General features: G+C 35.3%; 21 protein-coding genes and 8 tRNA genes. 6 read left to right on the forward strand and 23 right to left on the reverse strand.

The annotated features are described in order from the left end of the window. Window positions 1-39: 39 nt before the first annotated feature. From rpoC to rfbA, 17 genes are all read right to left on the reverse strand, one after another. Window positions 40-4,596 carry a DNA-directed RNA polymerase subunit beta' gene (rpoC, locus tag DESAMIL20_RS07815; RefSeq protein WP_086034277.1) on the reverse strand — a complete coding sequence of 1,519 codons (4,557 nt, stop codon included), beginning with the start codon at window positions 4,594-4,596 and terminating at the stop codon, window positions 40-42. A 9-nt stretch (window positions 4,597-4,605) separates the two neighbouring features. After that, the gene (gene rpoB / locus DESAMIL20_RS07820; protein ID WP_086034278.1) at window positions 4,606-8,682 is read right to left on the reverse strand and encodes a DNA-directed RNA polymerase subunit beta; all 4,077 of its coding nucleotides are present in this window, start codon (window positions 8,680-8,682) and stop codon (window positions 4,606-4,608) included. A 98-nt stretch (window positions 8,683-8,780) separates the two neighbouring features. After that, the gene (rplL, locus tag DESAMIL20_RS07825) at window positions 8,781-9,167 is read right to left on the reverse strand and encodes a 50S ribosomal protein L7/L12 (protein ID WP_086034279.1); all 387 of its coding nucleotides are present in this window, start codon (window positions 9,165-9,167) and stop codon (window positions 8,781-8,783) included. A 16-nt stretch (window positions 9,168-9,183) separates the two neighbouring features. After that, window positions 9,184-9,702 carry a 50S ribosomal protein L10 gene (gene rplJ, locus DESAMIL20_RS07830; RefSeq protein ID WP_158090557.1) on the reverse strand — a complete coding sequence of 173 codons (519 nt, stop codon included), beginning with the start codon at window positions 9,700-9,702 and terminating at the stop codon, window positions 9,184-9,186. Between the two features lie 91 nt (window positions 9,703-9,793). Then, window positions 9,794-10,483 carry a 50S ribosomal protein L1 gene (gene rplA, locus DESAMIL20_RS07835; RefSeq protein ID WP_086034281.1) on the reverse strand — a complete coding sequence of 230 codons (690 nt, stop codon included), beginning with the start codon at window positions 10,481-10,483 and terminating at the stop codon, window positions 9,794-9,796. 18 nt (window positions 10,484-10,501) lie between these two features. Next, entirely contained in the window at window positions 10,502-10,933 is a 432-nt protein-coding gene (gene rplK / locus DESAMIL20_RS07840; RefSeq protein ID WP_086034282.1) for a 50S ribosomal protein L11, read from the reverse strand. A gap of 14 nt (window positions 10,934-10,947) precedes the next feature. Further along, entirely contained in the window at window positions 10,948-11,490 is a 543-nt protein-coding gene (nusG, locus tag DESAMIL20_RS07845; RefSeq protein ID WP_086034283.1) for a transcription termination/antitermination protein NusG, read from the reverse strand. 11 nt (window positions 11,491-11,501) lie between these two features. Then, a complete protein-coding gene (secE, locus tag DESAMIL20_RS07850) occupies window positions 11,502-11,687 on the reverse strand; it encodes a preprotein translocase subunit SecE (RefSeq protein ID WP_086034284.1) in 186 nt (61 codons plus the stop codon). Between the two features lie 9 nt (window positions 11,688-11,696). Continuing rightward, window positions 11,697-11,773 (reverse strand) — tRNA-Trp (locus DESAMIL20_RS07855). Then, window positions 11,772-11,921 (reverse strand): 50S ribosomal protein L33, encoded by a 150-nt coding sequence (gene rpmG, locus DESAMIL20_RS07860; protein ID WP_025391441.1) that lies wholly within the window; start codon window positions 11,919-11,921, stop codon window positions 11,772-11,774. The genes DESAMIL20_RS07855 and rpmG overlap by 2 nt, the downstream gene beginning before the upstream one ends. A 7-nt stretch (window positions 11,922-11,928) precedes the next feature. After that, window positions 11,929-13,119, reverse strand: coding sequence for an elongation factor Tu (tuf, locus tag DESAMIL20_RS07865; RefSeq protein ID WP_086034273.1), 1,191 nt, complete (start codon window positions 13,117-13,119; stop codon window positions 11,929-11,931). Between the two features lie 23 nt (window positions 13,120-13,142). Beyond that, window positions 13,143-13,218, reverse strand: a tRNA-Thr gene (locus DESAMIL20_RS07870). Window positions 13,219-13,239: 21 nt separating this feature from the next. Then, a tRNA-Gly gene (locus tag DESAMIL20_RS07875) sits at window positions 13,240-13,315 on the reverse strand. A gap of 17 nt (window positions 13,316-13,332) precedes the next feature. Next, window positions 13,333-13,418 (reverse strand) — tRNA-Tyr (locus tag DESAMIL20_RS07880). Between the two features lie 13 nt (window positions 13,419-13,431). Continuing rightward, window positions 13,432-13,506, reverse strand: a tRNA-Thr gene (locus DESAMIL20_RS07885). A 64-nt stretch (window positions 13,507-13,570) separates the two neighbouring features. Then, entirely contained in the window at window positions 13,571-14,563 is a 993-nt protein-coding gene (gene rfbB / locus DESAMIL20_RS07890; protein WP_086034285.1) for a dTDP-glucose 4,6-dehydratase, read from the reverse strand. Then, entirely contained in the window at window positions 14,544-15,446 is a 903-nt protein-coding gene (rfbA, locus tag DESAMIL20_RS07895) for a glucose-1-phosphate thymidylyltransferase RfbA (RefSeq protein ID WP_086034286.1), read from the reverse strand. The genes rfbB and rfbA overlap by 20 nt, the downstream gene beginning before the upstream one ends. Before the next feature lie 110 nt (window positions 15,447-15,556). Between rfbA and DESAMIL20_RS10700 the strand changes: the two genes are divergently transcribed. From DESAMIL20_RS10700 to DESAMIL20_RS07915, 4 genes are all read left to right on the forward strand, one after another. Next, window positions 15,557-17,233: a methyl-accepting chemotaxis protein gene (locus DESAMIL20_RS10700; RefSeq protein WP_086034287.1), complete on the forward strand. Its 1,677-nt coding sequence runs from the start codon at window positions 15,557-15,559 to the stop codon at window positions 17,231-17,233. 66 nt (window positions 17,234-17,299) lie between these two features. Further along, window positions 17,300-17,375: transfer RNA gene (locus tag DESAMIL20_RS07905), tRNA-Gly, on the forward strand. Window positions 17,376-17,398: 23 nt separating this feature from the next. Continuing rightward, window positions 17,399-17,473: transfer RNA gene (locus DESAMIL20_RS07910), tRNA-Cys, on the forward strand. A 17-nt stretch (window positions 17,474-17,490) separates the two neighbouring features. Continuing rightward, window positions 17,491-17,578, forward strand: a tRNA-Leu gene (locus tag DESAMIL20_RS07915). A gap of 382 nt (window positions 17,579-17,960) precedes the next feature. On the opposite strand, the gene DESAMIL20_RS07920 is transcribed toward DESAMIL20_RS07915, so the two are convergent. From DESAMIL20_RS07920 to DESAMIL20_RS07945, 6 genes are all read right to left on the reverse strand, one after another. Then, window positions 17,961-18,188 carry a hypothetical protein gene (locus DESAMIL20_RS07920; RefSeq protein ID WP_086034288.1) on the reverse strand — a complete coding sequence of 76 codons (228 nt, stop codon included), beginning with the start codon at window positions 18,186-18,188 and terminating at the stop codon, window positions 17,961-17,963. A 239-nt stretch (window positions 18,189-18,427) separates the two neighbouring features. Then, entirely contained in the window at window positions 18,428-19,252 is an 825-nt protein-coding gene (locus DESAMIL20_RS07925; protein WP_086034289.1) for a patatin-like phospholipase family protein, read from the reverse strand. Window positions 19,253-19,436: 184 nt separating this feature from the next. Beyond that, on the reverse strand, window positions 19,437-20,168 hold the full coding sequence (locus tag DESAMIL20_RS07930) for a hypothetical protein (RefSeq protein WP_086034290.1): 732 nt from the start codon (window positions 20,166-20,168) through the stop codon (window positions 19,437-19,439). A gap of 114 nt (window positions 20,169-20,282) precedes the next feature. Beyond that, entirely contained in the window at window positions 20,283-21,605 is a 1,323-nt protein-coding gene (locus DESAMIL20_RS07935) for a citrate (Si)-synthase (protein WP_086034291.1), read from the reverse strand. 22 nt (window positions 21,606-21,627) lie between these two features. Next, on the reverse strand, window positions 21,628-22,518 hold the full coding sequence (prpB, locus tag DESAMIL20_RS07940; RefSeq protein WP_086034292.1) for a methylisocitrate lyase: 891 nt from the start codon (window positions 22,516-22,518) through the stop codon (window positions 21,628-21,630). 2 nt (window positions 22,519-22,520) lie between these two features. Next, window positions 22,521-23,891 carry an MmgE/PrpD family protein gene (locus DESAMIL20_RS07945; protein ID WP_086034293.1) on the reverse strand — a complete coding sequence of 457 codons (1,371 nt, stop codon included), beginning with the start codon at window positions 23,889-23,891 and terminating at the stop codon, window positions 22,521-22,523. Between the two features lie 316 nt (window positions 23,892-24,207). On the opposite strand from DESAMIL20_RS07945, the gene DESAMIL20_RS07950 reads away from it, so the two are divergent. Both DESAMIL20_RS07950 and DESAMIL20_RS07955 read left to right on the forward strand, forming a co-directional pair. Then, entirely contained in the window at window positions 24,208-24,552 is a 345-nt protein-coding gene (locus DESAMIL20_RS07950) for a cupin domain-containing protein (protein ID WP_086034294.1), read from the forward strand. Between the two features lie 102 nt (window positions 24,553-24,654). Next, complete coding sequence (locus DESAMIL20_RS07955; RefSeq protein WP_086034295.1) at window positions 24,655-26,217, forward strand: DHA2 family efflux MFS transporter permease subunit; 1,563 nt, start codon at window positions 24,655-24,657, stop codon at window positions 26,215-26,217. Window positions 26,218-26,231 lie beyond the last annotated feature (14 nt).

The following is a 26,231-nucleotide window of genomic DNA, read 5'->3' on the forward strand; positions in this document are numbered from 1 at the left end:
CCTTGAAATATTAGCTTGACTAAATTATCAATAAAACTCTTATTTGTCAAGAATTTTCATCTCAATATTTATATCATCAAATCTTTTTTGACCGGTTCCAACAGGAATTAATCTTCCAACGATAACGTTTTCTTTTAATCCCCTAAGTGAATCAATCGAACCAGTGATAGCCGCATCTGTTAGCACCTTAACTGTTTCTTGGAATGATGCGGCTGAAATAAAACTATCCGTATTTAAAGAAGCCTTTGTTATGCCTAGCAAACTTATCTTTCCTATTGCGGGTTTCCTACCATTTTCAATTGCTTGTTGATTTTTTCTTTCAAATATAGATTTATCAACTAAATCACCTTCTATAAAATCTGTATCTCCCGCATTTTCCACAATAATTTTAGACAACATTTGTTTTACTATTATTTCTATGTGTTTATCGTTAATTGTAACGCCTTGCAATTTGTACACTTGTTGAATTTCATTTACCAAATGCCACCTTAAAACTTTTTCACCTAGTATTCTTAAGATATCATGCGGATTAATAATGCCGTCTGTTAAAGGATCACCTGCTTGCACCCTATCACCTGGATAAACTAATATGCGCTTATTCCTAGCAATTAGGTATTCTTTTTTTGCTTCACCTTTTCCTATTGTTGATGTTATAACAATCCTTCTTTTGCCTTTAATCTCTCCTTCGTAAGAAACAATACCACTTATTTCACTTAGCACTGCAGAATCTTTTGGTTTTTTCGCTTCGAATATATCATTTAATCTAGGCAAACCGCCGGTTATATCAGTTGTTTTTGTTGCTTCTCTTGGAATCTTTCCAAGCGTATCACCCGATTTTACATAATCACCATTTTCTTTTTGCAAAATAATACCAGGAGGCAAATAATACTCAGCCTTTTCATGTGTGCTTTCTGATATTTTTACATTACCATTTTCATCGACAATTTCAATCCTTGGTTTTAAGTTAACATTTTTGCTTTCAATTATGATGTTGCTTTTTAAGCCCGTAATTTTATCTATATCTACTCTTAAGGTCACATTATTCACTATATCAACAAACCTAACATAACCTTCAGTATCAACAAGCAAAAAGTCTGTATAAGAATCCCAATCTGCTATGATAGCGCTTGATAAATAAATTGAAGGGTCAGCATCCATAATGCGCTTTTTAACCACATCATCAAAACCAGCTATAATTTCACCTGCTTTTACTTTAGTGTTATTTTTTACAAATATTCTGCTTCCCATTGAAAGATAATATCTCTTTTTTAACGTAGAGTTCTCATCTTCAATTAAAATATGGGCCCCATGCTTATTTACAATATCGTTTTCGAACCCTTCAACCTCTACAAATGATTGTCCTTTTAAAATAGCAAATTTTACAATCCCTGCATCACTTGTCCTAATAAATCGCTTTATTGTATCATTATCATTTATATATATCCTTGCCCCATAAGGTAAGTTTTTTGGCACTATGTATACCTCAAGTATCCTTCCAACTAAAAAATCACCTTCTTCTACCGAATCGCCATTTTTAACATTGAAAATCAATTTTCCTACAACATTTGCATCATTTTGTATAATATCTTTTTCATTTATAAAATCGATTTTTCTAATACTGTAGTTTTCTTTGCCATCTATTTTTAATAAAAAGTCTGTTTTTGTCTGTTCAATGTTTACTACGCCATCATTTTCTGAAACAATCTGTGGTTCTATAATTAATACCGCCGCATCTCTTCTACTTAAAATCACATTGTTATTTTCAGAGTTAATTGAAGTTCTCAAGTTGAAATACTTTACTATTCCACCTTTTTTGGTTTCTGCTCCGACTTTCTCACCAGCTCTTAATGCAGTACCACCTACGTGAAATGTCCTAAGTGTCAGCTGTGTCCCAGGCTCGCCAATGGATTGTGCAGCAATAATTCCCACAGCTTCGCCAATCTCAATTTCTTTACCTCTACCCAAATCTTTACCGTAGCATTTAGCGCAAACACCGTATTTTGCTTTGCATGTTAAAACAGAAAAAATTTTAACACTTCTAATACCAGCTTCTACAATTTTTTCAGCCAATTCTTCTGTAATTTCTTGATTTTCTTTTACAATTAATTCTTGAGTAAGTGGGTTTATTATATCTTCAGCAGAAATTCTACCTGCAATTCTTTCTTGAAGCGATTCAATCTCTTCGCCGTTTACAATTAAGGCGCTCACCTCTAATCCTTCGGTTGTTCCACAATCTTCCATCGTTATAAAAACATCTTGAGCTACATCAATAAGCTTTCTTGTTAAATAGCCAGCATTTGCTGTCTTTAGAGCGGTATCAGCTAAACCTTTTCTCGCACCATGCGTTGAAACGAAATATTCTATTACATTTAGACCCTCTTTAAAGTTCGATTTTATCGGTGTCTCGATAATATCTCCAGATGGTTTTGTCATAAGACCTCTAATGCCAGCGAGTTGCCTCATTTGCTGCAAACTACCCCTTGCGCCAGAATCTGCCATTATAAAAATTGGGTTAAAGCTTTCGTTGAAAGCACCACCCAATTTTACCATCATAACCTTTGATATTTCTTCTGTAACATTGTTCCAAAGGTCTACTATTTTATTGTATCGCTCTGAATCTGTTAATAGACCCTGCTCATACTGGTTTTGAATTTTTCTTGCTTCTTCTTCAGCGTTTTCTATGATGCTTGATTTGTCTTCTGGAACCAATATATCATCAACAGAAATAGAAATACCTGATCTTGTTGCCATTTCAAAACCCATTTTTTTAACATTGTCCAAAAAAGCAACTGTAGTTGGTAAATCAGTATTTTTATATACATATGAAATAAGTTTGTTTAGGTCTTTTTTCCCAATTATCTTATTTATCAAAGAGAATGGAACCACTTTTGGTACAATATCACTGAACAACACCCTGCCTACTGTCGTATTAATAATTGTATCTTCAGCTCTATATTTTATTTTTGCATTTAAATCCACTACACCATTTTCAAAGGCTAGTCTTACACTCCAAGCGTTTGAAAAGATAGCCGACTCTCCTTTGGCATTCTCTCTTGCTTTTGTCATATAGTAGATGCCAAGAACCATATCTTGAGATGGCACAGCTATAGGGTTGCCATTAGCCGGAGAAATAATATTGTGCGACGATAGAATTATGGCTTTTGATTCTAATTGCGCTTCCACGCTAATGGGTACATGAACAGCCATCTGATCGCCATCAAAATCTGCGTTAAACGCAGCGCACACTAATGGATGTAATCTTATTGCCTTTTCATCAGTTAGCACAGGGTAAAAAGCCTGAATAGAAATTCTATGCAATGTAGGAGCCCTATTTAACATCACTGGATACTCTTTGACAATATCTTCTAGCAAATCCCAAACAATAGGCTCTTTATCTTCAACTATTTTTTTAGCATTTTTTACAGTTAAAGCATGACCTTCTTCTATTAATTTGTTGTAAACGAATGGCTTAAACAACTCATAAGCCATTATTTTTGGCAAACCACATTGATCAATTCTCAAATCAGGCCCAGCTACAATTACAGATCTGCCCGAGTAGTCAACCCTTTTACCAAGAAGATTCCTTCTAAAGCGCCCTTCTTTGCCTTTTATTGTATCGCTTAGCGATTTTAGTGGTCTATTGTTTGACGCTCTTACAACCTGTTTTCTCCTGCCGTTATCAATTAAAGCATCTACAGCTTCCTGAAGCATTCTCATCTCATTTCTTACAATAATGGAAGGAGCACCCAATTCAAGCAAACGTTTCAGTCTGTTATTTCTATTAATAATTCTCCTGTATAAATCGTTTAAATCAGATGAAGCAAACCTGCCACCTTCAAGAGAAACAAGTGGTCTTAAATCAGGCGGTAAAACTGGTAGTACTTTCAATACCATCCACTCTGGCTTGTTTTGGCTTCTTTTAAACTTCTCAATGAGCTTTATGCGTTTCATAATTTTTTTCTTTTTAAGATCAGAGGATGTAGCATCGTACTCTTCTTTAAGCTCATTTAAAACTTTATCTAAATCAAGATTTTTTAATAGATTATATATTGCTTGAGCACCCATTTCTGCATTTATTTTTATTCCATATGTCTCTATTGCTTCCTTGTAGGCAGTTTCAGTTAAAACCGTTTTAACAGGAAGTTCTTCAACTTCGGAGTGAACAACAACATATGCCTCGTAGTAAACAATTCTTTCTAAATCCTTCAATTTCATATCAAGTATAATAGAAAGCATACTTGGGACACTTTTTAAATACCATATATGAACCACAGGCACAGCAAGTTCAATATGGCCCATACGTTCCCTTCTCACTCGTGATTCTGTTACTTCAACACCGCATTTTTCACAAACAATGCCTTTATATTTAATGCGTTTATACTTACCACACAGACACTCATAGTCTTTCATTGGACCAAATATTTTGGCGCAAAAAAGACCGTCTCTTTCTGGTTTAAATGTTCTATAATTAATTGTTTCAGCTTTTTTTACTTCTCCATAGCTCCATTCTCTAATACGTTCAGGGGAAGCTAATTTTATTCTTATGTTATCAAAATCTCTTGATGACTTTGGCTTACTTTTTAAAACGGTAAACATCAATACCCCCTATCTTCTTCTAACATCTTTTAAAAGCTCTATATCCAACCCCAGTGACTGCAATTCTTTAACAAGTACATTAAATGATTCAGGTATACCGCCAAGCAAAACTGGCTTCCCTTTAACAATCGCTTCATACATCTTACTTCTGCCGCTTACATCGTCTGATTTTACCGTCAGCATTTCCTGTAGAGTATACGCAGCCCCATAACCTTCTAGAGCCCAAACTTCCATCTCGCCAAACCTTTGTCCGCCAAAATGCGCTTTACCGCCAAGAGGCTGTTGCGTTACAAGCGAATAGGGCCCTACGCTTCTTGCATGAACTTTATCATCTACTAAATGGTGCAATTTTAGTACATACATAACGCCAACAGTTACAGGCTCTAGAAATTTTTCACCTGTTATGCCGTCAAAGAGGGTTGATTTGAATGTATCAATATCTAAAATCTTTTTATAATAATCGAAATCTTTTTCTTTTGGCCCTTCAAATACTGGGGTTGCAAAATGAACACCATTTTTCCACTCTTTTACGTATATATCAAGCGTCTCATTACTTAAACTGTCTATAAACTCATCTGCGCTACCTAAAAAAATTCGCTTTAAATATTGCCTCAATATATCCTTTTTACCTTCTTTCATAAATTCGTCAATTTTTTTACCCAAACCTTTGGATATCCACCCCAAATGAGTCTCAAGAATCTGACCTAAGTTCATTCTTGATGGTACACCTAAAGGGTTAAGCACAACATCTACGGCAGTACCATCTTCCAAAAAAGGCATATCACATACAGGCAAAATTCTTGAAACAACGCCTTTGTTACCGTGTCTACCGCTCATTTTGTCGCCAACGGATAATTTTCTTTTTGTTGCAATAAAAACTTTTACACTCATTATTACACTTGGGGGTAATTCGTCTTCTTTGTCAATTTCTTTTAACTTTTTTGCGTACTCATCTTTTAAAGTTTTAGCTATCTTTTTGTAATGCTTTTCAATCTCTTTTGCTTTAAGTTTGTTTTTTGGAGAAAGTAATTCTTTTATCCATTTTTCATCCAATGTATCAAGCACACATTTATCGAGCTTGCTGCCTTTTTTATAAGTTACATCTGCTACCTCTAGATCTTTTTCTAAAGGTTCTTCTTCGAGCAAGCACCCATACGACTCTAATTTTAACTTTTCTAACAGATTTAATTGATTTTTAAGCTCTTCATTGATTTTTTTTATGTCCTCTTTTTGTATTAATTCTTCTCTAGTTATTTTTTCTGTCCCTTTGCGTCTAAATATCCTTACGTCTATAACTGTGCCTTCTGTATCAGATGGAACCCTAAGTGATGAATCAGATACGTTAGAGGCCTTTTCTCCAAAGATAGCCCTAAGCAACCTCTCTTCTGGTGAGTAGTGCGTTTCTGCTTTTGGTGTAACTTTTCCTACTAGTATATCACCTGGTTTTACATAAGCTCCTATTCTTACGATTCCATTCTTATCAAGATTTTTAATCAATTCAGCAGAAGCACTTGGGATATCGGCGGTTATTTCTTCTGGACCTAATTTAGTGTCGCGAGCATAAACTTCAAATTCTTTGATATGTATAGATGTGAATAGATCTTCTTCCACAACACGTCTTGAAAGGGTTATGCCGTCTTCATAATTATAGCCACGCCAAGGCACGAAAGCAACAACCATGTTTCTACCTAAGGCAAGTTCACCTTTATCCATTGTGGGACCATCGGCTATAACTTGATTTTTTTTCACGTAGTCGCCTATTTTTACAATGGGCTTTTGAGAAAAACACGTGTCTTGGTTTGACCTAACGAAACTATCCAAATCGTATTTGTCTATCTCAAACGTGCCATCTTGAGTTTGGACTGCTATATAGATTTTATTGCTTTCTATCCTTATAACTTTGCCTTCTCTGTTTGCAAGCACAGCATGCCTTGAGTATGTCCCTACTTCTTTTTCCATACCTGTGCCAATAAGCGGTGATTCTGGTACAATAAGCGGTACGGCTTGACGCTGCATGTTGGAGCCCATAAGCGCCCTATTTGCATCATCGTGCTCTAAAAATGGTATTAGGCTAGCTGTCACAGAAACAATTTGTCTTGGCGAGACATCCATCAAATTCACATCCATTTTAGGTGACATAATAAATTCACCATTTTTCATTGATGGCACATACTCTTGGGCAAAAGTTTCGTCAGGGTTTAAATCAACGCTGGCTTGCGCTATTATGTGATCTTTTTCTTTACCTGCTGTCATATAAATAATTTTGTTTGTAACTTTGCCATTTTCTACTATTCTATATGGTGTTTCAATAAACCCATATTCATTAACCTTAGCATATATTGAAAATGAAACAATTAAGCCAATATTTGGTCCTTCGGGGGTTTCTATTGGGCAAAGTCTACCATAATGCGAAGGATGAACATCGCGCACTTCAAATCCAGCTCTTTCACGCGTTAAGCCACCAGGACCAAGTGCGGAAAGTCTTCGTTTGTGTGAAATCTCTGATAATATATTTGTTTGATCCAAGAATTGAGACAGCTGACCTGTTGCAAAAAAGTCTTTAACAGTACTTGCAACAGGCTTTGTATTTATCACATCATAAGGTGTTAAGTCTTCTGTGTCTTTTGGCATTAATAATCTGTCTTTAATAAGCCTTTGCATTCTATACAGACCTTTTCTGACTTCAGAATATAAAAGTTCCCCAATTAAGTGAACTCTTCTATTCGAGAGGCTATCCATATCATCTGCCGATACTTTACCATTTTTAAACAAAATTATATGATTAATGATTCCAAAGAAATCATCAACCGTTAACACCCTTACATCTTTTGGTGTTTCTATATTTAGCGTTTCGTTTATTTTTGCTCTACCTTCAAGTGATAAATCGTACTTAAGTGGGTCAAAAAATAAGCCTGCAAAAAACTTACCTGCTTCCTCAATAGAAGAATGTTCACCCGGTCTTAATGATTTGTGCAAGTAAATTTTTGCTACATCTTCAACAGGTATATCTTCTTTTAGACCTATTCTTCTTTTTTGCAGCAAATCATGATCTGCTTTCAATGTATTTATGATTATATCATCATCGAATTGACTAAATACAGTCTTTAAGTTAAAATTTCCCATTAGTTTAAGCTCTTGTAAAATTTTTGAATCAATATGAGAAAAAGCTTCCACAACAGAACCGTTACTATCAATTTTCTCAGCAATGAATTTATCCAAAAGCTCATTTTCATCAATTGCCACTTTATTTACATTTAAGTTTATTAAATCTGAAATTGTTTTTGTTGTGAGTTTTTTTTGCTTTTGAGCAATAACCTTACCATCTACAATAACATCATCTTTTATCCTAATACCTTGCAATTTTTTGTCTATCTTTGCATAAAAAATACCATCTTTCGTATTTATCTCAATTAAATTGTATATTCTACTTAAGATATCAATATCACTAAAACCCAGTGCCTTTAAAATAACCGTCGCAGGAAATTTCTTTTTTCTATCTATCCTAATATGTAAAAGATTTTTATTGTCAGTCTCAAATTCCACCCAACTACCTTTTTCTGGTATTATTTGAGCGTAATAATTATTTTCTTTTTGCTGGGTTAGATTTTTAAATATTACACCAGGCGATCTGTGTAATTGATTTACAATGACTCTTTCTACACCATTTATAATGAAACTACCAGATTCAGTCATTAAAGGTAATTCACATACATAAATATCTTGTTCTTTTATATCTTGAACACCAATTTTGTTGCCATTAGAATCTACATCCCACAGCGAAAGCTTTACTTTTAAAATTAACGAAGCGCCGTACGTAATACCTTTAAGCTTGCAAACCGTAGAATTATATTTTGTTTCTCTTATATAATAATCAATGTAGTCTAACTTAATCTTTCCATAAACATCTTCAATTGGAAAAATTTCTTTAAAAGCATTTTCTAATGTTTTTTCAAAATCGCTTCCCTTATGCAAAAATCTTTCATAAGATTCTACTGCCATGCTCAGTATATCTGGCACAGGTAGTACTTCTTGAGTTTGAGCAAAATTTACTCTCATTCTGTAATCTAAACAAAGAGGCTGCACCATAATTCACCTCATTAACACTTTATTAATATTTATTGTTGGTATAAGAAACAAAAAAAAGAGAAGAGACTATAAAGCCCCTCCTTTTAAAAAAACGAATATTAATTGATTTCTACCGTTGCGCCAGCTTCTTCTAGTTTTGCTTTAATACTTTCAGCTTCTTCCTTGCTTACATTCTCTTTCACTTTGCTTGGAGCACCATCAACTAAATCTTTCGCTTCCTTCAGTCCTAGTTGCGTTAATTCTCTAACAACCTTGATTACCTGAATTTTTTTATCGCCAGCAGATTTAATAATAACATTGAACTCAGTTTTTTCTTCAACTTTTTCTTCGGCTGCTGCAGCAGGTTGTCCGCTAGCTACAGCTATCTGTGGTGCAGCTGCACTCACGCCAAATTTTTCTTCCAATTCTTTCACTAACTCAGAAAGTTCCAAAACAGTCATGCTTTCTATAAATTTTATAACATCTTCTTTTGTGATATCAGCCATCTAATCCTCCATAAATTTATTTAGATTTTTGCTCTTTTATCGCATTTAATGCATATAATGGTTTCCTTAAGACACCTGCCAAAACACTTACCAAACCTCTTGCTGGCGCATTCAACACACCAAGCAACATAGCAAGCAATACTTCCCTCGATGGTAATTTTGAAATTGCCTCAATTTGGTCATGATTAAAAACACTCCCATACATAACAGCTGATTTTAACTGCAATTTTTCTATGCCTTTTTCTGCTTTCAACAGCAGCTTTGCAAGAGCAATAGGGTCACTGTAGCTTACAGCAAAAGTATTGGGGCCTTCAAGCAAGCTCAAAATATTAGACCATTTTGTATCTTGAGTCGCTTTAGCTACAAGCGTGTTTTTGATAACATTGAAAGTATCGCCTAATTCTTTTACTTGTTCTCTTATAGATTCAAGCTTTTTCACATCAACGCCAGAATAATCAACTAAAAACACAGCCTGAGCATTTTCGAGATTTTTTTTGATAGTTTCAACAATCTCGATCTTTTTTTCTTTTCTCAAAACTCCCTCCTTTACAGACGGGCCAAGTCTCAAGTAGGCTAATTTTTAAAGCACACCAGCTACCCACTATCTTTGACCTCTAAAATTTATTTTAAATTGCTTGTAGCTTTACCTTAACGCTGGGCGAGTGCGTGGTTGATAAATAAAATGATTTTATATACTTACCTTTTGCGGTTGAAGGCTTTGCTTTTAATATAGTATCGTAAATTGTTTTTATATTTTCAAGCAAATCTTGTTCGTTAAAAGATTTTTTTCCAGCTATCAAATGAACATTACCTGTTTTATCGCTTCTAAACTCCACCTCGCCTGCTTTAACTCTTTTAACCGCTCCTGCTATATCGAATGTTACAGTTCCAACTTTTGGGTTTGGCATAAGACCCCTTGGACCTAAAATTTTACCAATCTTACCCACAGCACCCATCATATCTGGTGTTGCAATAACTTTATCAAAATCCATCCAGCCAGACTGAATCTTTTCTATAAAATCATCAGAGCCAACAAAATCTGCACCTGCTTCCTGGGCTTCTTTAATTTTTTCACCTTTTGCAAAAACCAAAACCCTTAGAGTTTTACCTGTCCCTTTTGGTAACGACACAGTACCTCTTAGTTGCTGCTCTGCGTGTTTTGGATCGATGCCTAAGTTTGTATGAATCTCTACTGTTTCATCATAATTGGCATACGCTATGTTTTTAAGTAAGCTAATTGCATTTTCTAAATCGTATTCTTTTGAAAAATCGTATTTCCCCAACGCTTGTGTGTATTTTTTGCCGTGCTTTGCCATTTTCTAACCTCTCTTTATCTAAAAATCTTGCATTTCGACACCCATATTTATAGCAGTACCTGCAACTATTTTCATTGCTTTGTGCAAGTCTTTGGTGTTTAAATCGGGCATCTTGATTTTTGCAATTTCTTCTAATTTTTCTTTACTTAACTTACCAACTTTAACCTTCAGTGCATTGCTTGAACCTTTTTGTAAACCTAATGCTTTTTTGATCAACACGCTTGCCGGCGGTGTTTTTAATATAAAATCAAAACTTCTGTCCTTATAAACATTTATAAGTACAGGTATTATTGTCTCACCTTTATCTGCCGTTGCATCGTTGAACTTTTTAACAAAATCCATTATGTTAAGCCCGTGTTGTCCAAGCGCTGGACCAACTGGTGGGGCTGGCGTTGCTTTGCCAGCTGGCAATTGCAATTTTACCTGCGTAACTAACTCTTTCTTTGCCATAGTTTTCTCCTTATTTATGCTTTCTCAACTTCATTGTAGTCTAATTCTACAGGCGTTGGTCTGCCAAAAATACTAATTAATATTTTAAGTCTACCTTTTGTAATGTCTACTTCTTCAATAGTACCCATAAAGTTTGAGAATGGCCCTTCAACAACCCTGACTTTCTCACCATGCTCAAACGAAATCGACAAACGTGGCGTTTCTTTTGCCTGATTAATTTTATCAATCACTTTTTTAACTTCGTTGTCATCTATCGGTATAGGCTCATTTTTAGACCCTACAAAACCAGTTACAAGAGGTAACCTTTTTAAAGTATTGTACAGACTAACATTCATTCTAGATTTTATAAACACATAACTAGGATACATACATTTTTTCACAAGTTCCTTTTTGCCTTTTCTTACCTCTATAACTTCTTCTTGGGGCACTAAGATTTCTGCTATATCACTTTCTAGACCGGCTTCTTTTGCCTTGTTTAGTATCATATTTTTTACTTTTTCTTCTTGACCGACCTGTGTGTGTACAGCATACCATTTAAAATCTTGATCTTCTAGCATTTATCACCAAACTATCTAAATAATTTTTCTAAACCATATGAAAATATAAAATCTAATAACCCAAGCAATATTGATACCACAAAAGAGAAAGCTATAACAGCAATAGTAGCTGTCATAATTTCTCTTCTTTTTGGCCAAACTACTTTTTTAATCTCAGCTTTAACTTCTTCTAAAAAACTTTTAACTTTTTCAAACATAAAAATATATGGCAGGCCAGGAGGGACTCGAACCCCCAACATGCGGTTTTGGAGACCGCCGCTCTACCAATTAGAGCTACTGACCTATTTTACCTCTTTGTGTATAGTATGCGTATTGCAATGTGGGCAATACTTCCTTAACTCTAACTTATCCTTTGATTTCTTTTTATCCCTTGTGCTTGTATAGTTTTTATTTTTGCATTGACTGCAAGCAAGATACACTATCTCTCTCATTTTTGCCTCACTTCATAATCTCAATTACTACACCAGCGCCAACAGTTTTACCACCTTCTCTTATAGCAAATCTTGTTTCTTTTTCAAGTGCTATTGGAGCAATTAGTTCTACTTCCATTTCCACATTATCACCTGGCATTACCATTTCTACACCTTCTTTGAGAACAACTGTACCTGTTACATCTGTTGTTCTTACGTAGAATTGTGGCCTGTAGCCATTAAAGAATGGTGTGTGTCTGCCGCCTTCTTCTTTTGTTAGAATGTATACCTGAGCTTTAAATTTGGTATGTGGTGTAATGGAGCCTGGTTTTGCAAGGACCATACCGCGTTCTACTTCTTCTTTCTTTGTACCTCTTAAGAGTACGCCTACGTTATCTCCAGGTAATGCTTCATCAAGTATCTTTCTAAACATCTCAAGAGACGTTGCAACGGTCTTTTGTGTGGGTTTTAGACCTACTATTTCTACTTCATCGCCTGTCTTTATTACACCGCGCTCTACCCTACCTGTTACAACAGTGCCACGACCAGAGATTGTGAATATATCTTCGATTGGCATAAGGAATGGTTTAGCTGAATCACGTTCCGGTGTTGGGATATATTCATCTACCGCATTTATTAAGTCTTCTATGGCTTTAGTCCATTCATTATCTGAATCAGACTCTAATGCTTTTAGTGCGCTGCCCCTTATAACTGGTACATCATCGCCTGGGAAGTTGTATTTGGAAAGTAGCTCTCTTACTTCCATTTCTACAAGGTCTATAAGTTCTGGATCATCGACCATGTCTATCTTATTTAAAAATACCACAATGTATGGCACACCAACCTGGCGGGCAAGCAAAATGTGCTCCCTTGTTTGTGGCATTGGACCATCTGCTGCTGAAACAACAAGTATTGCGCCGTCCATCTGGGCTGCACCTGTGATCATATTTTTTATGTAGTCAGCATGCCCTGGGCAATCAACATGTGCGTAGTGCCTTTTGGATGTCTCATACTCAACATGAGAAGTATTGATAGTAACACCCCTTTCTCTTTCTTCTGGAGCGTTATCTATTTGAGAGTAATCTTTAAACTCTGCAAAACCTTTTTTTGATAAAACCTTTGTTATAGCTGCAGTTAAAGTAGTCTTGCCATGATCAACGTGTCCAATTGTACCAATATTTACGTGAGGTTTGGTACGAACATATTTTTCCTTTGCCATAATGGAAACCTCCTAAACTTAAATGGAGCCTATGAGCGGGTTTGAACCGCTGACCTCTTCCTTACCAAGGAAGTGCTCTACCAACTGAGCTACATAGGCAATCACTTTCTTTAACTATTTTGGAGCGGGAAACGGGACTCGAACCCGCGACCCCAAGCTTGGAAGGCTTGCGCTCTACCAACTGAGCTATTCCCGCCTATTTTTTATTTAAAATGGTGGAGAGGGGAGGATTCGAACCTCCGAAGGCAATAGCCGACAGATTTACAGTCTGTTCCCTTTGGCCACTCGGGAACCTCTCCGCAGCAATTTAGATGGAGCTGGCGAAGGGACTTGAACCCCCAACCTGCTGATTACAAGTCAGCTGCTCTACCATTGAGCTACGCCAGCAAGCAAAGAACGATTATACATATATTTTAAAAATTGTCAAACATACTCTTTAAAAATTTCACTTCTAACTTTTATCCTGGTAAACCTTTTGCCAATAATCTTTTAATTCTTTTGTTTTTTTAAATAACCAATCTCGATTATCAATATACCATTTAACTGTTTTTTCTATACCCTCTTCAAAGTTTGTAAAAGCTAAATTGATTGTTTTTTTAATTTTGCTTGAATCAAGCGAGTATCTAAAATCATGACCTGGTCTATCTTTTACATATGTTATTAAACTTTCGGGTTTATTCAGTAAAGCCAGTATTGATTTTACAACTTCAATATTGGGCTTTTCAATAGAACTACCCAAATTATACACTTCATTTGCGTTTTTTTGCCTAATTATACCCAAAATTGCTTTCGCACAATCTTCAACAAATGTCCATTCTCTGATATTTTCTCCTTTTGCGTAAATGGGAATAGGTTCATCTTGAAGCGCTTTATAAATTACAACGGCAATAAGTTTTTCTGGATATTGCCAGGGTCCATAATTATTTGATGGCCGAATTGTTATAACATTCGTATTATAGGTCCTAGCATAGGCCCTTGCAAGCATATCTTGGGCGGCTTTGCTTGCTGAATATGGAGAACTGGGGTTAAGGCATGAATCCTCTTTAAAACTTGCGTCATTTTCCGACAAATCACCATATACTTCATCTGTTGAAATATTAATAAACAAAGCATCTTTTGACAACTCAAGCATATTTTGAGTGCCAATTATATTTGTTTTGATAAAAATGTGAGGGTTAAGTATGCTTCTGTCAACATGTGTTTCTGCAGCAAAATGCACAACTATTTGGGGCCTAAATTGTTTAAATACTTCTTGAAGCGATTCAAGATCACTTGTATCGCAGTTGAAAAACTTTAAATTATTTTTTACAGACTCAATACGTTTCAAATCGCCAGCGTATGTCAGACTATCAACTACAGCTATCTCAAAATCTTCAAGTATAGCCTGGCGTACAAATTCACTCCCAATGAAACCTGCCCCACCACTAATCAGCATCTTCTTCATTACTTGCTTCTCCTTGCACTATATTTATAAGGTAATTTCCATAACCGGACTTTCTAAGCGGCTGAGCTAATTCTAAAAGTTTATCTTTATTGATATAGCCCATCTTATAAGCAACTTCTTCTATGCAGCCTACTTTTAAGCCTTGTCTTTTTTCTATGGTTTGTATAAACTGACTTGCTTCTAGTAAATTATCAAACGTGCCCGTATCAAGCCACGCAAAGCCTCGTCCTAATGTTATAGCCTTTAGTTTAGACATAGATAAATAAATTTGGTTTACGCTTGTAATTTCTAGCTCGCCACGCCAGGATGGTTTTACTTGTTTTGCTATTTCTACTACACTATTATCATAAAAATACAAACCTACAACTGCATAGTTTGATTTGGGTTTTTGAGGTTTTTCATCGATACTTACCACATTAAAATTTTTATCAAATTCAAATACGCCGTAGTCTTGTGGGTTTTTTACATAATAGCCAAAAACAACCGCGTTGCGCTCTTCTTCTGTAATGGTTTTTGCTTTTCTTAAAAGATAGGATAAGCCTTGTCCATAAAAAATATTATCGCCAAGAATCAAGCACACATTATCGTTGCCTATAAAAGTTTCTCCCACCAAAAATGCATCCGCTAAGCCCCGTGGCCTTTCTTGCGTAGCATAAGAAATATTTAAACCTAAATGCGCACCATCTTTGAACAACTCGCTGAATCTTGGTGTATCTTTCGGTGTAGATATAATCAAAATATCCCTTATGCCAGCAAGCATCAAAATTGACAAAGGATAATATACCATTGGTTTATCATACACTGGCAAAAGTTGCTTGCAAATACTGCTTGCAGCCGGGTACAATCTTGTGCCAGAGCCACCCGCTAAAATTATGCCTTTCACTAAAAACCTCCACCTCTAAAGCTAAAAAATTATAAAACAAAATATTTGCGTTGTAAATGCAAATTTGACAAAAAAGTTGTTTAATTATATTATGCAACAGGGAGGTAGTAATGGTTAAAAAATTAGCAAGTTTTACTATTTTAACTTTTATTTTGTATTTTGTAGGTGGTATTTTAGCCTATGCTCTTTTGGGCAGCTTTGTCCAAATGTACTTCGTTTATACTTTTAGTGCTGCTACGTTAATTTTTGGTTTAGTTAACTTTTGGTACTATTACGTGCTTATCATAAAACCCACAAAACAAACAGCTGATGAATTTTGTAAAATTACAAAGTCTGATGTATATGACTTAACAAAAGACTATAGCGTTCCAGGTTTTTGCACTTCACTGGGCAAGTTTATAAATACGCTTGTTAGTTTTTCCAAATCCATCTTTAGCGAGCTTATTACAAATGCAACAAAAACTTCCGTTTTTAACGCTAAATTCAACTTTGAGCTTAAAAATATAACACACCATATGAATGAAACTAAAGACAACCTAGAAGCAATAAACAAAACTATGAACGATTCTACAAAAGCCATAGGCGACATATCACATAACATGGAAGATTTTGTCAGATTTATGGAAGAAGTAAACGCTATAAGTGAACAAACAATTAAAACAACGCAAAACATAAGCAAGACATCTCAAAATTCAATTGAAGTGTTAAACGAAAACAAGCAGTCTATGGAGAGTTTACATGCTCAAATAGATGATATTTTATCTATAGTAAATATTATTAACGACATAGCAAACCAAACAAACCTTCTTGCTTTGAATGCAGCCATTGAAGCGGCCCGTGCAGGTGAGCACGGCAGAGGCTTTGCTGTAGTTGCAGATGAGATTAGAAAGCTTGCAGAGCAAACACAAAAACAATCAAAAGAGATAGAAAACACTATAAACTCTGTTGCAGACAACTTTAACATACTTGTTGAAAGAAACAAAGCGATTAGATCCACCATTGAGCAGAATACAAAGTCAGTAGAAGAGATGCTTGTTTCTTTTGATAACCTTGCACAAAAGATCAACCAGGCAAACAATATGATAAATACAATAACTGCAGCCACAGAAGAACAATCCAGCTCCATTGAAGAAGTAGCCCAAACGGTAGAATACCTCGCAAATTCAGTTAAAGAGATATCAAACAGCCTTGACAATGTAAGCTCAAAGAGCCTGGATTTAAGCAAAATTGCAGAGCAGTCTGCAAATATTCTAAAGAAAGTCAAAGTAGGAAACCCGCTAGAAACAATCGTTGAGCTTGCAAACAAGTGCGCCAAAGAAATGACAAATACAATTGAAAATGCAGTCAAAAAAGGCATAATTTCATCATCTGGGATCTGGGATAGAAACTATGCGCCAGTATCCAACACAAACCCACAAAAATACCGCACACAATTCACAGACTTTTTTAAGCAGCACATCCAGCCTATTGAAGACAAGTATCTAAGCATAAACCCAAATTTTAGATACGTACTGTTTACAGACAACAATGGCTATGTAGCATCACACAATTCCATATATGATAAACCACTTACAGGCAGTTACGAAAAAGATCTCGCAGGAAATCGTTCTATGAGAATATTTAACGATCTAGTGGGATTAAATGTTGCAAGAAATACGGATAGTCTAATTATACAAACCTACCCAAGAGACACAGGCGAAATAATAAGCGATATTGGCGTGCCTGTGTTTATTGAAGGCAAACATTGGGGTGGAATAAGAATTGGTCTAGCTGTGGAGAATATGTAAAAATGTTTATTATATTTTTTTCTATTGACAAGTGAAAAAATTTTTATATAAATAGTATTGTGTTAAGCGGGAATAGCTCAGTTGGTAGAGCACAACCTTGCCAAGGTTGGGGTCGCGGGTTCAAGTCCCGTTTCCCGCTCCATTTTTTTATAAACAGACCCAACTGGCGGCATAGCCAAGTGGCTAAGGCACGGGTCTGCAAAACCCAGATCCCCGGTTCGAATCCGGGTGCCGCCTCCAAAGCTACGTGCTTATTTGCCGGGGTGGCGGAATTGGTAGACGCAAGGGACTTAAAATCCCTTGGGAGTTTCTCCCGTGTGGGTTCGATTCCCACCCTCGGCACCATTAAAAAGCTTGTTACGAAGCTAATTTCAATGGTTATCGAAGTTGATTTTTCTTCAACGTTTAAAAACTATCGGACATCGGGCAAATTTTTTAATTCTCATTAAACTCTTTTAATCAAACAAGTATTTTTCCGCTCTCTATATCGCTTTCAATGTTTTTCATCATTTTTTCTATAACCTCAGGCTTTGGCTTTTCAATAGCTTCACCTGGTTATGCATTTTGTAATATCTTCCTTTCTCTGACTCCCCATTTGTTTATAAGAAAAAACAAAATTTTGCTCACTGGCAGCCACCCGACAAAACCTTATTAATTTTAAAAAACCTTTTTACGGAGTCATTATATTATAATTGTGGGTATATTACATCCATATTTGTAAAACTCTTTAGTCCCCTAAACTTCTGGTACGTGGGTTGTCTTTAAAAAAGCTCAGGATTTGAGTTAAGCTTTTTTGTATGATATCATAAGGTGCTTTAAATTTCAAGTCCTTCAATTCCTTCTGATGGCTGTAGTAAAGCAAGTAGCTCATCAAATGTTTTTTGAGCTCCTCAACGCTTTCGTAATGGTAGGTTTTTGTTGTCACATTCTTGATCATTTTATTGAATATCTCCATCTGCCTCCGTTTGTCCCTGTATGTCTAAATGTCAAGTGCAATCAAAAAGCGCTAAAACACAATAAAAATGCACCATTGGTAGCATAAAAAAATAACTGATTTTTTAATTTTAGGGGTTTCTAAAGTCTTATGTAAACCTACCTTTTTTCTTTTTTAACAACATTTTCTAAAAACATCCAACAGATATTTTTTCTTTTGCATGCACCGGAGGTTTGATAAAGAAAGTTACACTCACTACTTTATCTTAAGTTGATTCTCTTTTTTATTTCGTTGATCTTTTTTAAAGCAGCTTCTTGTCCCTTGTCTATAAGAATTGGTACTTTATCCAACTCAAACCTGCCTATTGTTTCTATTGCAGGTGAAATTATGATATCTGCATATTTTAGTCTTTCCTTTTGAGTTTCGTTTATTAAACCTTGCAGGCTCTTTGTTATTACTTCGAAAATATTTTTTGGCTCTTTGTTCGCCAAGCCTTTATCTGTCAGCTCAACACCTATGACGAGATTAAATTTTTGAAGCTTTAGTATCTTGCACGGTACGTCAACAAATAGAGATCCATCTATGTACATTCTTGAATTTATTACAACGGGAGAAAAAATGCCGGGTATAGCGCAGCTTGCCGCTACAGCTTCGTATACTGGCATATTTTGCATTAGCACAGGCTTTAAATCAACAATGTCGGTTGCTGGGATAAAAAGCGGCAGTAGTGCATCTTCTACCTTTGCACTCCCAATATGCTTTTTTATCAAATGTTTAATCTTTTGAGTACTGGATAGTCCCATGCGCGATACCTTCCAATGAAAGATATCGGATACTTTCAAGTTTAAAGCTATATTTTCTATTGCTTCTATGGATATACCAAATGCATAAAGGCTTGCTATAATGCTGCCTGCAGATGTACCAGATATCGCGTTTATTTTAATGCCGTGTTCTTTTAATACTTTTAGTACACCTATATGCGAAGTTGCCCATACAGCACCTCCGCCCAAGGCAAGGCCCACTGTTTTATTTTTGCTGTATATATTTTTTAAGCTATCTATGTAGGACTTAAAATTTGTAACCAATCCCTATTATAGCTCCCAACGTATGGTAATTGCACGATGGTTCGCAGGCAGGCATATTCTGCTAGATATACACCACATCAGAAGAATTATAGTGCCACCTTGAGTAATTGATCGATAAATAAATCCATCATAGGATGCTTTTTTATACACATTAAGTTCCTGCCACCCACCAATGAGGTACTCTTTAAAAAACAAACTTTTTATATGCTTCTTTAAGGCCTGGATGAACTTCAACCAAAATATAGCTGTGGCTGTAATGAAAAGAAGAAAGTGTATTTGAATTGCTATCAGTAGATTTACCATACCCATATGCAAAATTAAGAATGCTGCTTATGTAAAATAACTTGGAAACTTTATACTTCGGTTTTAGAAAAATACCGTAAAGGTTGGCGGTTTCTCTCTGGCCGTTTGAAGGCGAGTAATTTGAAAAGCTAAAATGAAAAAACTCAAAAGCATTACCTAGGGATAAATTATTTAAAACCGTGCCATAAGAAGCGCTTACTATCACACAACTAATTATAAAAAAAACAGTAAAACCAGACTCAAGCGATGTTAAAGATGCATCCATAAGCTTTGAATTGTCACTTAAATATCCATAAAGTGACAAAATAGAAACAACTGGGAACATATAATAACCGTTTCCAAAAGGTTTTATGTCATCAGCAAGGTTTTTTGCGGTATTGTTTTGATGATTTATTACATAAGTTCTTACGCTTTTGTCGATAAGCAAACTACCTGCAATTAAGACAACTACGCCTGCTGTATAATCTTTATTTTGCCATACAAATTTGGGATAGGAAGCAACATCATTGCTTGTAATATTGTAAGTTTTACATAAGAGATTGTCTTTTGCATAAAGAAGGTTAGGTGAGAGAAGAAGATATAATACTACAATAATATTTAACTTATAAAACATCGCTTTACCTAATACCTTCTAATAAGCATAAATCGTTCTATTTTTTAAGTGCGTGCCAAAATATTTTGTTGTACACCTCGCAAAAGTCTACAAATGTAACAAAGAAGATATAGCCTAAAACCACGTCTTCTTTATAGTGTCTTGGCGTGAAATTGACTTGAGCATCTCGATAGTTACAGATTTTGGTCGCTCAATTGGATAACCCAGACCTCTGTCCCATGTAATATTAGATAGTACGCCCATAGAACGAGAAATATCAAACAGCGCTGGGTAAAATTCGTACTGATTTACTCCATAGTAAGCCTGAATAGTGCCTGTTATATTATCACAGTTTGGCCATGGATTTTTTGCTTTTCCATGCTTGGTTAGTATATCTGGTGCCACTTCATAAAGTAAAGATACCAGTTGGAACAATGGATCGTCTGGTAAATGTTTTTCCCCAAACTCCAGCTGGGCAACAAACCTTGGATCTGTTTTTCTTAATACCGCATGACCATAACCGGGTATTACTTGACCTGCATTCAAAGTATCCCAACAGAACTGCTCTAACTCTTGTTTTGTAGGAATTTTGTTAAGCTTTTTAAGCAATTCTTGAAACCACTTTAGAGCTTCTTGTGTAGCCCCACCATGCAAAGGCCCAGATAGACCATTTATTCCCGCTGCCAAAGAGTAATACGCATCAGCCCATGCAGAAGCAACAAGGTGTGTGGTATGAGCCGAGACATTTCCACTTTCATGGTCAGAAAGCAAAATAAAGTAAAGACGCGAAAAATCATCATACGGTTTATCTATACCCATCATATAAGCGAAGTTGCCACCAAAATCCAGATCAGGGTTTTGAGGTATTTGTTCGTTGTTTTTATACTTTAGTCTGTAAATATAAGCAGCTATCATAGGAATTTTTGGCAGCAAATTTAAAACATCCTCAAACATATACTCCCATGCGTTTTGTTTTGTAATTTTATTTTCTGCGTATGCTTTGGCAAACACAGATTCTTGCTGCATGGTACCTACAGCAACTGCGAGCATCACATCGGGGCGTGCTTCGCGAGGCATTGAATCTAAAACCCTATAAACATAATTTGGAACTTTTCGTTTTTCTTTAAAAATATCAATTACTTCTCGCACTTCTTCTTCAGTTGGGATATCGCCGGTCATTAAAAGGTAAAACTGAGCTTCATCGTATGGCATTTCTGCTCCTTTAGGTTTTGGAAGCTTTTCTAACACTTCATCTACAGTGTAGCCCCTATAGCGTATACCTTCAAATGGGTCTAGGTAAGAAATATCTGTAACCAAGACCTTTAACCCTCTCATGCCACCAATGACTTGAGCAATAGTAATATCCCCTATTTTTACATCACCGTAGTCTTTTAAAAGTTTAGTAACCTCCTCCCTTTGAATTTCGACTTTTTCTTTTAATTTTTCTTTGAATTTCATATTATACCTCCTTTTTTGGGTGTCATAATTGTTTTCCAAAGATTGTTTTGTCAAAGTCTTCGTATTCACTGTACTTTATCAGTTCATAAAGTTCTTGCCTTGTTTGCATCTGATTTAAAATTCCTTTTTGTGTTCCATTTTGTTTAATATATTCAAATGTTTTCTTTATAGCATAATTTGCTGCACGAAGAGCGCTTACAGGAAAAATTACTATCTTGTAACCCAAATCCCTAAATTCCTCAAGCGAAATGTATGGAGTTTTACCAAATTCCGTCATATTAGCCAATAAAGGAACCTTAACATTTAAGGCAAATTCTCTAAACTCTTCTTTGGTTTCTAATGCCTCTGGAAAAATAATATCAGCGCCTGCTTCAATATAATTATTAGCCCTATCAATGGCATCTTTAAGACCATTTACCGCTTTAGCATCAGTTCTTGCTACAATGAGCAAATCCTTTGCTACTTTTTTTGCAGCTTTGATTTTTTGCACCATTCTTTGCGTTTCTACTACACGTTTACCGGATAGGTGACCACATTTTTTTGGAAGTTCTTGATCTTCAATTTGTATAGCAGCGGCTTTTGCTTCTTGCATAGTTTTAGCTGTCTTTGCAACATTTAAAGCTTCACCGAAGCCCACATCAACATCCACTATCATAGGCAAACCACTTGCCCTGTAAATATAGGTACTCATTGCTGCTACTTCATTTAACTCAATCAAACTCAAATCTGGCATACCAAGACTAGCAGTCAATGCTGCACCTGATAGATAGCAACACTCGAAACCTGCCTGGCGTGCTATCAGGGCACTTATTGGGTTAAAAACCCCAACAACCGCTAAAATATCCTTACTCTGTAACAATTCCTTTAACTTTTGATGTGGATTAGTTGTATGTTCTTCAACAAGCCAGCTCATTTTTATACCCTCAAAATGTCTGCCAATTTAGAGACATCTTCGCACTTTTCTAAGTTCATTACCGCATCAATAACGCTATCCATTTCTGTATTGGTTAAAAGGCCATCGGCATTATTTTTGAATTTTTCAATAACTTCCTCATCACTCATCTTGTTTTTAGCATGCCCTCGTGGGTATTTTACTTCTTCCGTATAAACTTTTTTATCCCTGGTATAAAGCGTTACTTTATTTGGTATACCATCTGGATAACCTGCCGTTAGCTCGTCCTTTTCAGCTAGTGTTGTCTTAGTAGAAAGAATTTTTTTAACAATTGGATCATTTAGCCTTTCTTTGCTAAATGAGTGCTTTGTTACACTACCATCTATTAATCCTACCACTGTGATATACTGGATACTATGATCTGCAGTTTCTTTTGTCTTTGGTTCCCATTTTTCTTTATCTTTTGCAATAATTTCATATGCGGCTTTAAATGTATCAATATGAATAGATTCAATATCATCGGGAGATTGTACATACTGATGTAGTTTCTTAACAATATCCACAACACTTTGAGCATGGTATTCAACTGGGTAAAATTTAATATAAGTATCTAGTATTCTTGTTGGTTCTTTTAAATTAATAATGGGTGCAAGCGCCTGGTCATCAAATGTTTCTTTCTCCAGCACTTGTTTAAAAAATCCCATCTCACCTTCAAAAGGCTGATAAGGCCCGCTCATCCCATTCATAGCCAAAAATGTTCCAAAGATCGCATTTCTTGTAGAATTTGCAGCAGCTGCGCCTTTCCACATTGAAAGCTCACCTGCTCTTGTTTGACGTGCAGATAGATTTGGTATTAAAGCTAAAGAAATTGCGTGTTCTATAACGTAAACTGGCAATTTCAACAATCTTCCAAGCGCACAAACTTCCATAATTGTAATGTAATTTACATGATCCCAGCCATGTTTTCTTAAACTTGCTGCATCGCAAAGGTTTACGCCAATTTCGTAAGCAATTGTAATTGCCTCTAAAAGCTCTTTGCCACTAAGCTTTTTCCATTCGGCAACAGCCCACAAACCAGGTATACAATCACTAGGATGCAAAGGTTCTTTTGACAAATAAGTGTCATTGAAGTCAAGATACCTAACCAAAACACCATTTGCAAACGCAGCAACTTCTGGTGTAGTTTTTACAGGTAAACCAAAAAGATACGCACCCTCATGCGTTTTAAACATGTAAGCATACTTTCTTGCTACCTTTGGCGTATCTTCTAAAAATGCCGCGTACATAACACCAAAAGAATCAAGTATACGCCTTTTAGCTTCGTGACTAGACTCTTGTGGTATGTTTTTAGTGTTTACTACATAGTTAGCAAATAACTTTGTATATTTATCCATGCTAACCTCCTAATTTTTTTAAGTAAAGTAATCTTAAAATACAAAATAAATAGGTTAATAAGTTATATATACATCAAATAACTATTGCAAAAACAATAAAAACTAAATATATAAAAAATTCAATATAAATTTTTTATCTAAATTATACTTAAGCTTTATTTTGTATTTAGTACTTGTAAATATTTACTATATAGCATTCATAGGTTAACTGCTCTAATTTTTTTCACTAAACTTGACAAAAGCGTTTAAATGATGTAAAAAAAATAAAGTATGTTAGTTAATTAACAAGATATTTATAAAAATAAAGGAGGTTTTTTTGAAAGTTTCATGTTTAGACGAAATACAAGATAAACCCGTAGAGTTTAATGGTAAAATAGTTTATGGCGTAAGTATAAGATGGTTAATAAAAAAAGAAGATGGTGCGCCAAACTTTGCTATGCGCTACTTTGAGATGCAGCCCAATACCGAAATTCCCTCACATTCTCACCCATGGGAACACGAGATTTTTATATTGGATGGCGAGTGTGAAATTACAGCAGGCAGTGTCTCTAAAAAAGTTTTCAAAAATTCTGCTGTTTTTATTGAACCAAATATAGAACATTCTTACAAAAACAACGGTGATAAAGTATTAAAATTCTTGTGTATTATACCGCATACCTAAATTAGCCAAACAGATCTTTTCCTTGATTTTTGTTACAAAGGTTATATATTTAAAAACTGTTGTGGAAAGTTTTAGTTTTTTTTGGTTTAGAAAGGACAAAAAATGCAAGAAAGACAAGTAAATCCCTATATTATTGCCCTAACTGTTATGTTACCTACTTTCATGGTACTTATGGATACTTCAATTGTAACGGTTGCTCTTTCTTACATGGCTGGCCCATTGTCTGTTACAACAGATGATGCCACATGGACGCTCACAGTTTATTTAGCTGCTAGTGGTATAATCTTGCCTATTACAAGTTTTTTGGGAAATAAGTTTGGCAGAAAAAATTACTTTTTAATCAGCATAATTGCTTTTACTGTAAGCTCTTTTTTATGCGGAGTGGCTCCCACACTTGATTTATTGTTGCTATTTAGAGCTATACAAGGTTTTGCTGGTGGTGGGTTACAACCTATATCTCAAGCCATACTGATGGAAAGTTTCCCTTTAGAAAAAAGAGCACAAGCTATGAGTATTTTTTCAATTGGCGTTATATTTGCACCAATTTTGGGGCCTGTAATTGGCGGGTGGATTGTAGATAGTTACTCATGGAGGTGGATGTTTTTAATTAATGTGCCATTCGGCATACTTGCAACCATAATGACATTAATGTTTATATTCGATCCACCTTATGCAAAAGCAAATAAAATTCTAAAAATAGACTACACGGCTTTGAGCTTTATCGCAATAGGCATTGGAGCACTTCAAATAATGCTAGATAGAGGTCAAGAGGATAATTGGTTTAACTCAAATTTTATTGTGATTTTGGGATTGCTGAGTTTCTTTTTTATCTCAATGTTTTTGATTAAAAATTACTTTTCAGATAAACCAATTATTAGAATGAGTTTATTGAAAGATAGAAATTATCTAATCGCAACTATTGCAATGTTTTTTCTGGGTTTTTTGTTCTTTGTCACGTTAACGCTTTTGCCAGAACTTATGCAAACATTAATGAATTATGATGCGTTCAAAAGTGGCCTTATAATGATGCCAGGTGGTATCGCAAGTCTTATTACGGTTATTTTTATAGGTAAGGTTTCAAAAAAAATTAGTTTTAAAACGCTTATATTTTTCGGTGTAATTATTGGACTTTACGCATTGTATCTCATGGAGCAAATTAACTTGACTGCTTCACCATATTTTTTGTTGCTTGGACGCGTCCTTATTGGGTTTGGACTACCGCTGATTTTTATACCAATAAATGTTGTGGCCTTTATTTTTTTAAAAAACGAAGATATGGGCGAAGCAAGCGGTATACTTAACTTTACAAGAAGCATTGGGGGAAGTTTTGGTATTTCTTTAATGGCTTCTGCAATGCTTACCCATAGAGAGGCTTTTCAAAGAGATGCGCTTGTGCAAAATATATCGGCTACAAATCCTGTTTTTTTGCATTACTTAAACACACTTCAAAATTACCTGTTTACTTATATTGGATTTGACCCAAACATGGCTTATCGCAAGGCAATGGGATTAATCAACAATACTATTAATACTCAAAGTACTATAATGGCATTTCAAGATGATTTTCATATTATGATGTGGGTTATACTGATATTTTTATTTTTCTTGCCTTTTATTAAAACCAAAACACAAAAACCAGAAAAAATAATAATATCGGAAATGTAGTTATTTCTTTTACC

The organism is Desulfurella amilsii, assembly GCF_002119425.1.
GTDB lineage: Bacteria > Campylobacterota_A > Desulfurellia > Desulfurellales > Desulfurellaceae > Desulfurella > Desulfurella amilsii.